Origin of the sequence: Paenarthrobacter sp. NPDC089988, assembly GCF_044748465.1 — a bacterium.
GTDB lineage: Bacteria > Actinomycetota > Actinomycetes > Actinomycetales > Micrococcaceae > Arthrobacter.
On sequence record NZ_JBIVGD010000002.1, the window covers coordinates 124,937 to 141,116 of the forward strand.

The following is a 16,180-nucleotide window of genomic DNA, read 5'->3' on the forward strand; positions in this document are numbered from 1 at the left end:
CCGCATGATTGTTGGCATTGGCGTAGACGTCGTAGACATCGAGCGGTTCGGTCGGCAGCTGGAACGGACCCCTGGCCTGAAGGAACGCTTGTTCGTTCCTGCCGAGCGGCAACTCAACACCCGATCCCTGGCTGCCCGTTTCGCAGCGAAGGAAGCCGTGGCCAAGGTTCTGGGGGCTCCTGCCGGCATGAACTGGCAGGACTGCTGGATCGGCCTGGACGAGAACGGTCCCACCGTGCAGGTCAAAGGCACGGTCCTGGCGGTCGCGGAGAGCAAAGGCGTCAAGCGCTGGCACTTGTCCATCAGTCACGATGGGGGCATCGCTACGGCGACAGTCCTTGCCGAGGGCTAGAACGGGCACAAGAGAATAATGATCAGCGCCTTCACCGGACAACAGATCGGGGATGCGGAAAAACCGTTCCTGGACTCCGGTGGGGGCGCTGTTCTCATGCAACGGGCCGCTTACGGGCTGGCACAGGAAGTTGTCCGGGAGATACGCAAACGCCGCCGGCTGGCCGGAGCCAACGTCACCGTCATGGTGGGCAAGGGCAACAACGGCGGTGATGGCCTATTCGCCGCGGCCATGCTCGCGCGGCGTGGAATGCGTACGACGGCGGTACTCGCCTCGGACGGTGCCCACGCCGAGGGCTTGGCCTCCTTTGAGGCGGTGGGCGGCCGGGTGCTCAGGCTGAACGCAGACAACGCCGAGGAGCTCGCGGTTTCCTGCGCCGGTGCCGACGTGCTGATCGACGCCCTCCTGGGGACAGGTGCCCGGGGTGGCTTGCGTGGAGCCGCGGCCGAGTTGGTCTCCCTGATCCAGGAACTTGGTCCCACCTGCGTCGTAGCATGCGATGTCCCCAGCGGGCTGGACGCCAACACGGGCGAGGTCCACTGGCCGGTCCTGGAGGCAGATGTCACTGTCACTTTCGGGGGTACCAAAGCGGGGCTCGTGGTCGATCCCGGCGAAGGTTGCGCGGGACGGGTAGTTGTTGTGGAGATCGGCATCGAGGCCCCGCTTCGGCTGCTTCCTCCCGAAGTGCGCCGCTTGGCGGGATACGATCTTGCACACGTGCTTCCCAAACCGGAACGACGTTCGCAGAAGTACACGCGAGGCGTCCTGGGCGTGGTGGCGGGCTCTTCCCGGTACGTCGGGGCCGCCGCGTTGTGCGTCCACGCTGCAGCCTTGTCAGGGGTGGGCATGGTCAGGTACCTGGGTCCCGAAGCCGCGGCCCGGCACGTCCTGTCCAGGACTCCCGAAGCGTTGTGGGAATCCGGGGAACCGGGGCGGGTCCAGGCCTGGCTCGTAGGGCCAGGCGTAGACGGAGGGGAGCAGCAGGACCGCGTCAAGACCGCGATGAAGGCGGCGCTTGGGGCTGGAGCGCCGGTGATCGTCGATGCCGGGGCGCTGTCCCTGCTGCCGGAAAAGTGCCCCGCAAACTGGATCCTGACACCTCATGCCGGCGAACTGGCCACGCTCTTTGGCGCGCTGCCTGCCACCGGCGAAGTGGCCGTCACCCGCGAGGACGTGGAAGCACGTCCACTGCACTTTGTACGCCAGGCCGCCGAACTCACCGGTGCCACAGTGTTCCTGAAGGGTGCCACTACACTGGTGGCGTCGCCGTCGGGCATTGTCTTCAGCCAGTCCGAGGGCACGCCATGGATGGCAACCGCAGGGAGCGGCGACGTCCTGGGAGGCATTCTTGGCGCCCTGGTGGCGCAGTCCATCGGGCCCCTGATGGACGACGACGGCGCTTACGCCACCCTTGGACTTGAACGGGACGATCGGTGGGCTGCCGTGGCTGCCGTGGCGGCGAGCGTCCATGGCCGCGCAGGCTCGGCCGCGTCACGGGAATTCGATGGAGGACCCATTACTGCCTCGGCGATCATGAACGCGGTACCCCGCGTCCTTGGTTCGCTGTACGCGGAATGCGACCGGACCGGACCGTAAGGTTACTGTCCGTGTCATGGGGCATGAGTAGGCTTGCAGCAGTTGTTCGCATCACCCAGAGGAGAACGCATGGAAGTCTGGCCTGGATCGGCTTATCCGCTCGGTGCCACCTTTGACGGTACCGGCACAAACTTTGCGCTGTTCAGCGAAAAGGCAGAGAAGGTAGAGCTGTGCCTCTTCGACGACGACGGCGGCGAAGTCCGCGTTGAACTCAAGGAAGTGGACGGCTACGTCTGGCACTGCTACCTGCCGCAGGTGCAGCCCGGACAGAAATATGGCTATCGCGTGCACGGTCCCTACGACCCGGACTCGGGCCAGCGCTTCAACGCCAACAAGCTGCTGCTGGACCCGTACGCGAAGGCAATCCACCGGCAAATCGACTGGGACCCGTCCCTCTTCGCCTACAACCTGGGAGACCCGGAATCCCGCAACGATGAGGACTCCGCGCCGCACATGATGCTTGGCGTCGTCATCAACCCGTTCTTCGATTGGGACGGCGATAAGCTCCTGCGGATTCCGTACCACAAGTCCGTGATTTATGAGGCCCACGTCAAAGGCCTCACCCAGTTGCACCCCGAGATTCCCGAAGAGCAGCGCGGTACCTATGCCGGCGTCGCGCATCCCGCCGTGATTTCCCACCTGCAGAAGCTGGGCATCACGGCGATCGAGCTCATGCCCGTACATCAATTCGTGAATGACGGCATCCTTCAGGACAAGGGCCTGAACAACTACTGGGGCTACAACACCATCGGCTTTTTCGCCCCGCACAACAGCTACAGTTCCAAGGGCGACACCGGCCAGCAGGTGCAGGACTTCAAGGCGATGGTCCGCTCCCTGCACAACGCCGGTATCGAAGTGATCCTGGACGTCGTGTACAACCACACCGCGGAAGGCAACCACCTGGGTCCCACGCTGTCCTTCAAGGGCATCGATAACTCGGCCTACTACCGCCTGGTGGAAGACGACCAGAAGTACTACATGGACTACACCGGAACGGGTAACTCCCTGAACGTTCGCAGCCCGCACTCCCTGCAGCTCCTGATGGACTCGCTCCGGTACTGGGTTACCGAGATGCACGTTGACGGCTTCCGCTTCGACCTCGCGTCCACCCTGGCCCGCGAGTTCTATGACGTGGACAAGCTCTCCAGCTTCTTCGAACTCATCCAGCAGGACCCGGTGGTCTCGCAGGTGAAACTGATCGCCGAGCCGTGGGACGTTGGCCCCGGCGGCTACCAGGTGGGCAACTTCCCGCCGCAATGGACGGAATGGAACGGCAAGTACCGGGACACCGTCCGGGATTTTTGGCGCGGAGAACCCTCCACTCTGGGCGAATTTGCTTCCCGCCTCACGGGATCCGCGGACCTCTACGAGCACTCCGGCCGCCGGCCCGTGGCCTCCATCAACTTCGTCACGGCCCACGACGGCTTCACCTTGGCGGACCTGGTGTCCTACAACGAGAAACACAACGAGGCCAACGGCGAGGACAACAACGACGGCGAATCCCACAACCGCTCGTGGAACTGCGGCGTGGAAGGACCCACGGACGATCCCACGGTCATGGGCCTGCGCGCACGCCAACAGCGCAACTTCATCGCCTCGCTCTTCCTGTCCCAAGGCGTGCCCATGCTCCTGCACGGTGATGAGCTGGGCCGGACGCAACAGGGCAACAACAACGGGTACTGCCAGGACTCCGAAATCACGTGGATCAACTGGGAGAACGTGGACCAGCCACTGATCGAGTTCACGGCGGCAGTGAGCGCGCTTCGCGCCAAGCACCCCAGCCTGCGCCGTAGCCGCTTCTTCGATGGCAGGCCAGCGGTCCGTGGCGAGGGCGAGCGTCTTCCGGACATCGTGTGGCTCGACGCCGATGCCAGCACCATGACGCCCGAGGACTGGGACACCGCCCTGGGACGCTCCGTTGGCGTGTTCCTCAACGGGGACGGCATCCGCGGCCGGGACCACCAGGGCCGCCGGATCACGGACGTGAACTTCCTGCTTTACTTCAATGCGGACCAGGAGGAAGTGGGCTTCCGCATTCCTTCGGACGAGTACGCCCCGGCGTGGGACGTCATGATCGATACCGGAGGTGAAGGCGCCGATGCCGGCGTGGTCAAGGCGGACCAGATCCTCATGGTCGCCGGCAAGTCGCTCGTAGTGCTGCGGGCCCACACGGCTCCGGAGATCGAGCCGGATCACTCCGTCGCTGCATCGCTGGCTGCCCTGACCCACACCAGCACGCCGGAGACGGCCTCCATGACGGCGCCGGCTGTGACGTCGCTGCCCTTGGAATACAAGGACGACGATGCCGGGGCTACCGGTGATGAGGCCGCCGACGCCATTCCCGACGACGCAGAAGCCAAGGAGGAGAAGGCGTGAAGACCCCCGTCTCCACCTACAGGCTCCAGATCCGGCCCGGGTTCACCCTGCAGGATGCCGCCGGGCTCACAGAGTATCTTCATCAGCTGGGCGTCGACTGGGTCTACCTCTCGCCAATCCTGACCGCCGAGGAAGGCTCGGACCACGGTTACGATGTCACCGATCCATCGTCTGTGGATCCCTCCCGCGGAGGCGAAGAGGGCCTGGCGGCTTTGTCCAAGGCCGCGCACGAGCAGGGCCTCGGGGTCCTGGCGGATATTGTTCCCAACCACATGGGCGTAGCCACCCCCGGGCAGAACGCCTGGTGGTGGAGCCTCCTTAAGGAGGGGCGTTCCTCCAAGTACGCCGAAGCATTCGACGTGGACTGGGACTTCGGCGGAGGAAAGATCCGCGTCCCGGTCCTGGGCAGCGATGACGATCTTGACCAGCTGACCGTGGCGGGCGGCGAGCTGCACTACTACGATCACCGCTTCCCGCTGGCGGATGGAACGTACAGCGCGGGCGACGATCCCCGCGAAGTGCACGCCCGGCAGCACTACGAACTCGTGGGCTGGAGGCGGGCGGATGCCGAGCTGAACTACCGGCGTTTCTTCGCGGTCAATACCCTGGCAGGCGTCCGCGTTGAGGTTCCCTGGGTCTTCGACGAATCTCACCAGGAGATTGTGCGCTGGTTCCGCGAGGGCCTGGTCGATGGCCTCAGGATTGACCACCCGGACGGCCTCGCCGATCCCGAGGGGTACCTGGCCAGGCTGCGTGAGGCAAGCGGCGGCGCCTACCTGCTGGTGGAGAAGATCCTGGAACCCGGGGAGAAGCTCCCGGAAACCTTCCAGTGCGAAGGCACTACGGGCTACGACGCGCTCGCAGACGTTGACCGCCTTTTCGTCGACCCCGCGGCAGAGCCATTCATGGACGATCTCGATGCGAGGCTGCGCGCCGAGCCGGAACCGGCCGACTATCAGGCCATGATCCACGGAACCAAACGACGTATTGCCGATGGCATCCTCCGCTCGGAGATCCTCCGTTTGTCCCGGCTCGTTCCAGAGACGCCTGCATTGCCCCGCCTTGAAGTGGCCGATGCCTTGGCCGAGGTCATCTGCTGGTTCCCGATCTACCGGACCTACCTTCCGTACAGCCAAGAGGTCCTGGAGGAATCCGTGGAGCACGCGGCACGGCACCGCCCGGAGCTCAAGGGTGTCCTCGATGCTTTGCTGCCCCTTCTCCTGGATACCTCAGGAGAACTGGCCCGAAGGTTCCAGCAGACCTCGGGCATGGTGATGGCCAAGGGCGTGGAGGACACCGCGTTCTTCAGGTACACCCGTTTGGGGACGTTGACGGAAGTGGGCGGCGATCCCACGGAATTTGCCATTTCCACCGAGGTGTTCCACGAACGCATGGCCCGTCGCCAGGCGGAGCTTCCACTGTCCATGACCACGCTCAGCACCCACGACACCAAACGCAGCGAGGATGCCCGTGCCCGCATCTCCGTCATCTCGGAGTCGGTGCCGGAATGGGAGCTCTTCCTGGGAACCGTGCAGGAGCGGGTCACCATCCCGGACGGTCCGCTGGCCGCTCTGGTGTGGCAGGCGATTGCCGGGGCATGGCCCGCCGACCGCAGCCGGCTGCAGTCCTACGCGCTTAAGGCAGCACGCGAGGCGGGCAATTCCACCAACTGGACCGATCCGGACCTGGACTTCGAACGCCACGTGGCTGCCGCCGTCGACTCCGTCTTTGACGATCCCGAGGTGGAAGCCGCGCTGGACAACTTCGTCGCCGAACTGGAGCCCTACGGAACCTCCAACTCGCTGTCCGCCAAGCTCATCCAGCTGACCATCCCCGGGGTCCCGGATGTCTACCAAGGCACCGAGTTCCGGGACGGTTCGCTGACCGACCCGGATAACCGGCGGCCCGTGGATTTCGACGCCCGGATCGCGGCCTTGGCGGAACTCGATTCCGGTGCCAGGCCGGAGTACACCGAAGAAGAGGCCAAGCTGTTGGTGGTTTCCCGCGCTCTTCGCCTGCGCCGTGATCACCCGGAGCTGTTTGGCGGCTACCGTCCTGTCCAGGCCACTGGAGAAGCGGCCGGACACGTGGTTGCGTTTGACCGCGGACCTGAGGGACCCGGGGCCTTGACCGTGGCTACCCGCCTGCCCAAGCGCTTGGCAAGGGACGGCGGCTGGCGGGATACGGCCATCGACGTTCCGGTGGACAGCCGCGACGAACTGACCGGGACTGCCTACCCCGCAGGACCGTTGAAGCTCGGCACCCTCCTGGAACAGTACCCGGTGGCCCTCTTGGTCCCCGTCGACTGACGATCCGACGAACACAGACAACGCACGCTTTTACAAACACAGGGAGCATGATGTTGGAGCACGCTGGAGAAGGACTTTTTGATGTCTGGGCGCCGAACGCCGCTTCGGTGACGCTGCTTGCGGATGGCCGCGAGTACCCCATGGAGCAAAACAACGACGCCGGAGCACGGGGTTGGTGGCGCGCCCCGGCTGGCGTCGCGGCCGGTGACGGCGCGAGATACGGCTACAAAGTGGATGGCGAAGGTCCGTTCCCGGATCCGCGGTCCCGGCGGCAGCCCGACGGCGTCCACGGATTGTCCGCGACGTTCGACGCCGCTGTCCACGAGTGGAAAGACCAGGCGTGGAAAGGCCGTGGGCTCAAGGGTGCACTCATCTACGAGTTGCACCTGGGCACCTTCACTCCCGAGGGGACGCTGGAAGCTGCTGCCGGGAAACTGGATTACCTGGTGGAGCTGGGCGTCGATTTCATTGAACTCCTGCCAGTGAATGCCTTCAACGGCGTCCACAACTGGGGCTACGACGGCGTGCTTTGGTACGCCGTCCAGGAGGCCTACGGTGGCCCTGCCGCCTACCAGGAGTTTGTTGATGCAGCCCACCAGGCCGGGCTTGGCGTGATCCAGGACGTGGTGTACAACCACCTCGGACCGAGCGGCAACTACCTCCCTGAATTCGGGCCGTACCTGAAGTCCGGAGAGGGAAACACTTGGGGCGACTCCGTTAACCTTGACGGCCCGGATTCCGATGAGGTCCGCCGGTACATCCTGGAGAACGCAGCCATGTGGCTGCGCGACTACCACGTTGATGGGCTGCGCTTGGACGCCGTCCACGCACTTCGCGACGAGCGTGCCGTGCACATCCTGGAAGACTTCGGCGCGCTCGGTGACAGTATCGAAGCCGAGACCGGCATCCCCCGGACGCTGATCGCGGAATCGGACCTGAACAACCCGCGGCTCATCTATCCCCGGAAGGACAACGGTTACGGCCTGGAGGGGCAGTGGAGCGATGACTTCCACCACGCGCTCCACGTGAACCTGAGCGGAGAAACCACCGGGTACTACGGAGATTTCGACTCCCTCGCCGTCCTGGCCAAGGTACTTGAGCACGGCTTCCTGCACGACGGAAGCTATTCCAGCTTCCGTGGACGCCATCACGGCCGGCCCATCCGGCATGACCTGGCGCACCCGTCCGCGTTGGTGGTCTGCCTGCAGAACCATGACCAGATCGGGAACCGGGCCATCGGGGACCGGCTCACTGCGACGTTGTCCGAGGGAAAGCTGGCCATCGGTGCCGTCCTCACCATGACCTCGCCGTTCACGCCCATGCTTTTCATGGGCGAGGAATTCGCTGCCTCCACACCCTGGCAGTTCTTCACGTCCCACCCGGAGCCGGACTTGGGGAAGGCCACGGCGGAAGGGCGGATCAAGGAATTCGAACGCATGGGCTGGGATCCCGCGGTGGTCCCCGATCCGCAGGATCCGGAGACCTTCCTGCGCTCCAAACTGAAGTGGGAGGAGGCGGGGGAAGGAAGGCATGCGCGGCTGCTGGGGCTCTACCGGGATTTGGCACAGTTGCGCCGCGAAAACCCGGAACTGGTGGACGGTGGATTCGCCGAGACAGCCGTGGAGTACGACGAGGACGAGCACTGGCTGCAGTTTTCGCGCAGTGCGGTAAGGGTGGTCTGCAACTTTGGCGCAGAGGCCCTGGAAACCCCGGTGGAAGGATCCTTGCTCCTGTCCACCGACCACGAAGCAGCCCTGAACGAAGGCAAGCTCACCCTCCCCGGTGAGAGCGCCGCCGTCGTTCGCGTCAGCTAGGCGGACCGAAGAGAGGTGACGGCGCCCACATTGCGGACGGCGCCGTCACCTCTTACGGCGCGATGGCAGGATGGTACGTATGACTTATTCGGCTGCGGAAAACCGCTACGAAACCATGCCCTACCGCCGCGTCGGACGCAGTGGCCTGAAGCTCCCTGCCATCTCGCTGGGCCTTTGGCACAACTTCGGTGACGACAAGCGGTTCGACGAACAGCGCGCCATCCTGCGCCGGGCGTTCGATTTGGGCGTCAACCACTTCGACCTCGCCAACAATTACGGGCCGCCGGACGGGTCCGCCGAAACGAACTTCGGCCGACACCTGAAGGACGACTTCAAGCCGTACCGTGACGAACTGGTCATCTCCACCAAGGCCGGCTACTACATGTGGCCTGGCCCTTACGGTGAGTGGGGGTCCCGCAAGTACCTCATTTCCAGCCTGGACCAGTCGCTGCAGCGCATGGGGCTGGAGTATGTGGATATCTTCTACAGCCACCGTCCGGACCCCGAGACGCCGCTGGAAGAAACCATGGGCGCACTGGACCATGCTGTCCGCTCAGGCAAGGCCCTGTACGCCGGTATCTCCTCCTACACCCCGGAGCAGACCCTGGAAGCGGCCCGGATCCTGAAGGATCTCGGCACCCCCTTGCTCATCCACCAGCCCAGCTACTCCATGCTGAACCGCTGGACCGAAGATGGCTCGCCCAACCTTTACGAAGCCCTGGACCAGGTGGGCGCAGGCTCCATTGCCTTCTCCCCGCTTGCCCAGGGCATGCTGACCAACCGCTACCTCAACGGCGTCCCGGCCGACTCCCGTGCGGCTAAGGAGCGCTTCCTGTCCGAAGCATCCTTGACGGAAGACAGGCTGAACCGGGTGCGCGGCTTGAACGCGATCGCCGAAGGACGCGGCCAGTCCCTCGCGCAGATGGCGATTGCCTGGATCCTTCGCGACCAGCCCAAGGGCTCGCCGGTGACGTCCGCGCTGGTGGGGGCATCCAGCGTCGCCCAGCTCGAAGACACCTTGGGCGCCCTCAACAGGCTGGACTTCACGGAAGAGGAGCTGACCGCGATCGACGAATTCGCCGTCGAATCGGACATCAACCGCTGGGCACAAAAATAGCCTCAAGCAACTGACACATTGGGAGAGGGGCCTGCCGGGAATAACGGCGGCCCCTCTCCTGTTGGTTAGAATGCAAAAGTATGCGCCGAATGGCGCCGTGCCAATCAGCCGCTCTCCGGGCTCAGCGGAGCAGCGCATGGCACCTGAGGTTTTTTCCAAAGGAGTTCCGTGTCTTCACATCCGATTCGTGTTGCCATTGTCGGCGTAGGTAACTGCGCCGCGTCGTTGGTCCAAGGTGTCGAGTACTACCGCGATGCTGACCCGAAGTCCACGATCCCGGGTCTGATGCACGTTGAGTTCGGCCCGTACCACGTCAACGATGTTGAGTTCGTTGCGGCTTTCGATGTGGACAGCAAGAAGGTCGGGTTGGACCTCGCGGACGCCATCGGCGCCAGCGAGAACAACACCATCAAGATCGCCGACGTTCCCGCCACCGGCGTGAAGGTCCAGCGCGGCCACACCCTGGATGGCCTGGGCCGCTACTACCGCGAGACCATCGTTGAGGCTCCCGAAGAAGCCGTCGACGTCGTCGCCGCCCTGCGCGAAGCCAAAGCCGATGTCATGGTTTGCTACCTGCCCGTCGGTTCGGACCAGGCAGCCAAGTTCTACGCCCAGTGCGCGATCGACGCCGGCGTGGCCTTCGTCAACGCCCTGCCGGTGTTCATTGCCGGTACCAAGGAATGGGCCGACAAGTTCACCGCTGCCGGCCTGCCGATTGTTGGCGACGACATCAAGAGCCAGATCGGTGCAACCATCACGCACCGCGTCATGGCCAAGCTCTTCGAAGACCGCGGCGTCACCCTGGACCGCACGTACCAGCTCAACGTTGGCGGCAACATGGACTTCAAGAACATGCTTGAGCGCGACCGACTGGAATCGAAGAAGATCTCCAAGACGCAGGCCGTGACCTCCAACGTCGAGGCCGAGCTCCACGCAGACGACGTCCACATTGGCCCGTCGGACTACGTTGCCTGGCTCGATGACCGCAAGTGGGCCTTCGTCCGCCTTGAGGGCCGCAACTTCGGCGACGCTCCCGTGTCGCTCGAGTACAAGCTGGAGGTCTGGGACTCCCCGAACTCCGCCGGCGTCATCATTGACGCCATCCGCGCCGCAAAGATCGGCCTGGACCGCGGCATCGGCGGCCCGCTGCTCTCGGCTTCGAGCTACTTCATGAAGTCCCCGCCGGAGCAGTTCAACGATGACATTGCCCGCGAGAAGGTTGAGGCCTTCATCCGCGGCGATATCGAGCGCTAAGAACCAGCAACGCTCGCGAGAACGGCCCTCCCGGTGTACCGCCGGGAGGGCCGTCCTGTTGCACCCTCTCTCACCGCGCCGCCCTTCCCAACCGACGCTCTCTCACCGAGCCGCCCTTCCCGGCCGACGCTCTCTCACCAAACCTCCCCTCCTGGCCGACGCTCTCTCACCGAGCCGCCCTTCCCGGTCGACGCTCTCTCACCGCGGTTTGGGGGAAGAGGGATCGGAACTGGGGGCGGTTTGGTGGAAGAGGGATCGGAAGTGGGGGCGGTTTGGTGGGAGAGGGATCGGAAGTGGGGGCGGTTTGGTGGGAGAGGGATCGAAAATGGGGGTGGTTTGGTGAGAGAGGGTCAGAAGAGGCCGGTGGGGTTGCCGTCAGGGCCAACGTCCATCCGCATGGCCGCAGGCTCCTTGGGCAGGCCCGGCATGGTCATGACGGCTCCGGTCAGCGCCACGATGAAGCCCGCGCCGGTCTTGGGAATCAGTTCCCGGACATGCACGCGGAAACCCTTGGGCGCGCCCAGCTGCGAGGCATCGTCGGTAAACGAGTACTGGGTCTTGGCCATGCAGACGGGCAGCCCGCTCCACCCGTTCTTCTCGATGTCCGCAAGCCTCTTGAGCGCAGGCACGGAGAACTCGACGCCGTCGGCACCATAAATTTCCTGGACGATGGTTCGGATCTTGTCCTCCACGGACATCTCCAGCGGGTACAGATGGTGGAAATTCGACGGCGACTCCAGCGCGGCTGCGACCTTCCCGGCGAGCTCGTCCCCGCCGTCGCCTCCGCCACCCCGGCCCCACACATCGGCGACGGCGGCCTGCACGCCTTCCGCGGCGCACCACGCAAGGAGCCAGTCGATCTCTTCCGGGGTGTCGGTGCCGAACTTGTTGATGGCCACCACGGGCGAGATCCCGAATTTGGCCACATTGCCCACATGACGTTTGAGGTTCTCGACGCCCGCGGCCAGTGCCTCCACGTTGGGAACCTTGAGGTCCTCCTTGGGTACGCCGCCCTGCATCTTGAGTGCGCGGATGGTGGCAACAACCACGACGGCGGATGGGGACACGTCCGCAATCCGGGACTTGATGTCCATGTATTTCTCGGCGCCGAGGTCCGCACCGAAGCCTGCCTCCGTGACCACGATGTCCGCCAGCTGCTGGGCCGTGCGCGTGGCAATCAGTGAGTTGCAGCCGTGGGCGATGTTGGCAAACGGACCGCCATGGACCAAGGCGGGAGTCCCTGCGATGGTCTGCACCAGATTGGGTTTGATGGCGTCCTTCAGCAGGAGGGTGAGGGCTCCTTCCACGCCCAGGTCGGCAACCGTGACGGGTTCCCGGTCGAAGGTATAGCCGAAGGTGATCCGGCCCAGCCTGGTCCGGAGGTCGTCCAGGTCCGTGGCGAGGCAGAAGACCGCCATGATTTCGGAAGCGACAGTGATGTCGAAGCCGTCCTGCCGGGGCACGCCCTGCGCCGGCCCGCCGAGGCCGATGACGATGTCCCGGAGCGCGCGGTCGTTCATGTCCAGCACGCGTTTGAAGGTCATGCGCCGTGGATCGATCCCGAGCTCGTTGCCTTGGAAGATGTGGTTGTCCACCAGGGCCATGAGCGCGTTGTTGGCTGAGGTGATCGCATGGAAGTCGCCGGTGAAATGCAGGTTGATATCGTCCATGGGCAGCACTTGGGAGTAGCCGCCTCCCGTCGCCCCGCCCTTCATGCCGAGGATGGGCCCCAGGGAAGGCTCCCGCAAAGCAATCATCACTTTGTGCCCGGCCCGCGCGAGCGAGTCCGCCAAACCCACAGTGGTGGTGGATTTGCCTTCGCCTGCCGGGGTAGGGGACATGGCCGAGACGAGGACTACCCTTCCCGCGGGCTTCGCGGCGGGGAGGGTGAGCAGTGCCGGATTGATCTTGGCCTTGTAGGGTCCGTAGAGCTCCAGTGCCTCCAGGTTGATGCCTGCATGTTCGGCGATTTCCTCGATGGGCCTGATCCGGGCGCGCTTGGCGATCTCCAGATCTGACAGGACGTGGTTTTCAGACATCGTTGTCCTTCGACTCGGTGCTTACGGTGTGCGCGTCAATCTACCAGCCGGCACGCGCCCACCAGCGGATGTCAGCGCCCGGGAACCAGCAACCCGGAGACGGACTCGCGGTAGCTTTCCAAAGTGATGGCGGCAGTGCGTTGCCAACCGAAGGATTCGGCGTGGGTTGCCGCTGCCCTGCCCATGTCCTCCCGGGTCCGGATATCGTCGTACAGCTCTTCCAAGGCATCAGCCCAGTCGGCGGGATCATGCCCGTCCACCAGGATGCCGGTCCGGCCATCGGAGACGGCGCGGGACAACCCGCCAACATTGGTGGCTACCACCGGTGTACCGCACGCCTGTGCTTCCAACGCCACCAAGCCGAAGGATTCACTGAAGGAAGGCATCACCACCACGTCCGCTGAACGGAACCAGCCAGCCAGCTCCGGTGCCACAACCGGCGGCCGGTGCGTGACGACGTCGTTCAATCCGGCCTCTTCGATGTAGTGCTGCAGGTCGAAATCCTTGGCGCCGCTGAGGGAACCCAGAATGGTCAGCTCAAGGTCGATGTCCGGGCGGCGCTGCCTCAACAGACCCGCTGCCTTGACGAACACCTGCGGTCCCTTGAGGCGTTGGATTCGGCCGGCGAAAACCAGGTGGAAACTGTCCGGCCGCACATCCCGTTCCCTGCGGGACCTTCGCCGGAACGAGGGCGTGAAGACGCGAAGGTCCACGCCGGGAGGTGCCACATCGATGCGGTCGATGTCCGCGCCATAGTGCGAAACCAGTTCCTCGGCCTCGGCTGGAGTGTTGGCGATGAGCCGGGTGGCGCCGTCGACAATCCGCTGCTCGCCCTCTTCCCGGCGCCGGGGTTCGGGCCGTTCGCCGGATTCCAGCACCAGGTTCTTGACCTTGGCCATGGTGTGCATGGTGTGGACCAGTGGAATGCCCCACAACTGGGACAATTCCAAGCCCGCAACCCCGGACACCCAGTAGTGCGAATGGACAGCGTCATAACGGCCACGCGGTTGTTGCTGCCGGATCCGGTCGATCTCCTCCACCATCTGGTGCAGCAATGCGGGCAGTTCTTCCTTGGGCAGCTTGCGGCGCGGACCGGCCATGACGTTGTGGACGCAGACGTTCGGACCGGGATGTTCGACGGCGGCCTGCCCGGCCTTGGTGGCACGGGTGAAGATCTCCACCTCCACGCCCGTTTCAGCCAAAGCCATGGCCAACGCGCGCACGTAGACGTTCATGCCACCTGCATCCCCGGCCCCCGGCTGCTCCATGGGGGACGTGTGCAAGGACAGGAACGCGACCCGACGGATCAATGTCACGGTTGACTCCTGCCCTTCATCGCAAAACCGGCTTTCCCTGCAGAAAACACTACTCCTGCCCGGAACCCACAAGGCTGCTACCGTGTCCGCTGTGAGCCTAGAAAACAGCTATGACATCCGCCCAGCCACGGACAACGACTGGCCGGGCATCTGGTCCGTCCTGGAACCGGTGATCCGCGAGGGTGAAACCTTCACGTGGGACAGGGACACCGATGAGGCAACCGCCAGGGCCAAATGGATGAAGGACGCCCCCGGGCAGACGTTCGTGGCCGTGCGTTCAGCGGACGGCGCGATCCTTGGTACCGGTGAGTTCCATGCCAACCAGGCCGGCGGCGGCAGCCACGTGGCAAACGCAGGCTACATGGTGGGTGCCCAACATTCGGGCCAAGGCATTGCGCGGGCACTGTGCGCTTACTCCCTGAAGGAGGCCAAGGCAGCCGGATTCCGTTCCATGCAGTTCAACGCGGTGGTGGAAAGCAACGTCCGTGCCGTGTGGCTGTGGCAGTCCATGGGCTTCAAGATCCTTGCCACGGTTCCCGAGGCCTTCAACCACCCTGAGATTGGCTACGTGGGCCTGCACGTCATGTATCAGAAGCTCTAGCGTTCCGCCCATAACTGCGCCAGCTCAGGGAATCCGTCCTCGTAGCCCTCCAGGAGCTGCCGCCCCAGATCCGCCGAACCCACCAGGGGATGGGCCGCGAAGGCTTGCAGGGCAGCCTCCCTGTCGCCTTCCCGGACGGCCTGGATGGTGAGCCCTTCCACCTCTTTGACGTGCCGCATCAAGGTGAGGAACTGCCCACCGGGACGGTCCTGTGGGAGCGGCAACGCGCCGTCGGACGTCACCTGGCAGGGAACCTCGACGACGGCGTCCGCCGGCAACCCGGGCACGGCAACCTCCGCGGTGTCCACCCTGGCAACGGACGCCACGGGGGAGTTGGGCACGTTCAGGATCAACTCGGTGGTGGCCCCGGACGCCGAGCCGGAGAGCGCCCGCATCACCGCCAAAGCCACCCGTTCGTAGCCGCCACCGGCCAAGTCCGATTCGTCCCGCTGTTCGCCCTCTTCGCGCGATTCAGCCAGATACCCTTCCTCGCGGGACAACCGGGCAGCGTCCCACCGTGCATACGCATCGGGGGAACCAACCAAGCCAGGATAGAGCGCGGCCTGCTGCCCGTGGATGGAGGCCCCGCGCGTCTCGGATTGCCGGCGGATGGCCTGCGTGGCGTGGTGGGTTTCGTAGTAGTAATACAGGTACTCGTTAGGGAGGCAGCCGAGCAGTTCCAGCAGGTGCTGTCCAAACAGCCGGCCCTCCTCCATCGAGGCAAGCGCATCGTGGCTGGACAGCAACCCGGGCAGCAGGTCCGTTCCTCCCGGTGCCAGCCGGTAGAGCCAACCGAGGTGGTTGAGCCCGTAGTAGCCCACGCCGTCGAGCCGCCCTTCCGGCAGCGGCGCCCCCGCAGCCGCCGCGGCCCGCTTCACCAAGCCACCGGCCGAATCGCAGATGCCGATCACCCGCTTGCCCAGTACGGGCACCAATGCCTCGGTGACCATCCCGGCGGGGTTGGTGAAGTTGATGAGCCACGCATCGGGGCAGTGGAGCCGCATGGCCTCGGCGAGTTCGAGCATCCGCGGGATGGAACGCAGCGCGTAGGAGATGCCGCCCGCTCCGGTTGTTTCCTGGCCCAGCACGCCCAGGTCCAAAGCCACGCGTTCGTCGATCATCCGGCCCGCCGTCCCGCCTGGACGGATCGCCGCGAATACCATGCGCGTCCCGGCCAGCGCCTCGCCCAGGTCCGTGGAAACCACGACGGCGGGACGGGAACCTTCCGGTACGGGCATGGCCGTCAGGACCGACTCGATTGCCACCAGGCGGGTGGTATCCACGTCGTACAGGACCAACTCGTCCACGAGCCCCGCGGAGGGGCCCGAACACAAGGCACGGTACACAAGGGGAACCCGGAATCCGCCGCCGCCGGCGATCATGAGCCGCATGGTCCGAGTCTATGC

General features: G+C 64.7%; 11 protein-coding genes. 8 read left to right on the forward strand and 3 right to left on the reverse strand.

Annotated features, from left to right (window positions below; genetic code table 11):
• The first annotated feature begins 4 nt into the window (after window positions 1-4).
• The 7 genes from ACIPV6_RS03860 (at window position 5) to ACIPV6_RS03890 (ending at window position 10,818) form a co-directional block, all read left to right on the forward strand.
• Complete coding sequence (locus tag ACIPV6_RS03860; protein WP_400269606.1) at window positions 5-352, forward strand: holo-ACP synthase; 348 nt, start codon at window positions 5-7, stop codon at window positions 350-352.
• 18 nt (window positions 353-370) lie between these two features.
• Entirely contained in the window at window positions 371-1,948 is a 1,578-nt protein-coding gene (locus ACIPV6_RS03865) for an NAD(P)H-hydrate epimerase (RefSeq protein ID WP_400269607.1), read from the forward strand.
• Between the two features lie 69 nt (window positions 1,949-2,017).
• A complete protein-coding gene (gene glgX / locus ACIPV6_RS03870; RefSeq protein ID WP_400269608.1) occupies window positions 2,018-4,324 on the forward strand; it encodes a glycogen debranching protein GlgX in 2,307 nt (768 codons plus the stop codon).
• Window positions 4,321-6,633, forward strand: a complete 2,313-nt coding sequence (treY, locus tag ACIPV6_RS03875) for a malto-oligosyltrehalose synthase (RefSeq protein ID WP_400269609.1) — start codon at window positions 4,321-4,323, stop codon at window positions 6,631-6,633. The genes glgX and treY overlap by 4 nt, the downstream gene beginning before the upstream one ends.
• Before the next feature lie 50 nt (window positions 6,634-6,683).
• The gene (gene treZ / locus ACIPV6_RS03880; protein WP_400269857.1) at window positions 6,684-8,447 is read left to right on the forward strand and encodes a malto-oligosyltrehalose trehalohydrolase; all 1,764 of its coding nucleotides are present in this window, start codon (window positions 6,684-6,686) and stop codon (window positions 8,445-8,447) included.
• A 79-nt stretch (window positions 8,448-8,526) separates the two neighbouring features.
• Complete coding sequence (gene mgrA, locus ACIPV6_RS03885; protein ID WP_400269610.1) at window positions 8,527-9,564, forward strand: L-glyceraldehyde 3-phosphate reductase; 1,038 nt, start codon at window positions 8,527-8,529, stop codon at window positions 9,562-9,564.
• Window positions 9,565-9,732: 168 nt separating this feature from the next.
• Window positions 9,733-10,818, forward strand: a complete 1,086-nt coding sequence (locus ACIPV6_RS03890) for an inositol-3-phosphate synthase (RefSeq protein WP_397325810.1) — start codon at window positions 9,733-9,735, stop codon at window positions 10,816-10,818.
• A 350-nt stretch (window positions 10,819-11,168) separates the two neighbouring features.
• Here ACIPV6_RS03890 and ACIPV6_RS03895 read toward each other — a convergent pair whose 3' ends face one another.
• A complete protein-coding gene (locus ACIPV6_RS03895; RefSeq protein WP_400269611.1) occupies window positions 11,169-12,857 on the reverse strand; it encodes a formate--tetrahydrofolate ligase in 1,689 nt (562 codons plus the stop codon).
• A gap of 71 nt (window positions 12,858-12,928) precedes the next feature.
• Window positions 12,929-14,173 carry a D-inositol-3-phosphate glycosyltransferase gene (gene mshA / locus ACIPV6_RS03900; RefSeq protein WP_400269612.1) on the reverse strand — a complete coding sequence of 415 codons (1,245 nt, stop codon included), beginning with the start codon at window positions 14,171-14,173 and terminating at the stop codon, window positions 12,929-12,931.
• An 82-nt stretch (window positions 14,174-14,255) separates the two neighbouring features.
• Here mshA and ACIPV6_RS03905 point away from each other — a divergent pair, with 82 nt between their 5' ends.
• Window positions 14,256-14,774, forward strand: coding sequence for a GNAT family N-acetyltransferase (locus ACIPV6_RS03905; protein WP_400269613.1), 519 nt, complete (start codon window positions 14,256-14,258; stop codon window positions 14,772-14,774).
• On the opposite strand, the gene ACIPV6_RS03910 is transcribed toward ACIPV6_RS03905, so the two are convergent.
• Window positions 14,771-16,165: a 6-phospho-beta-glucosidase gene (locus tag ACIPV6_RS03910; RefSeq protein ID WP_400269614.1), complete on the reverse strand. Its 1,395-nt coding sequence runs from the start codon at window positions 16,163-16,165 to the stop codon at window positions 14,771-14,773. The genes ACIPV6_RS03905 and ACIPV6_RS03910 overlap by 4 nt on opposite strands.
• Window positions 16,166-16,180: the final 15 nt, after the last annotated feature.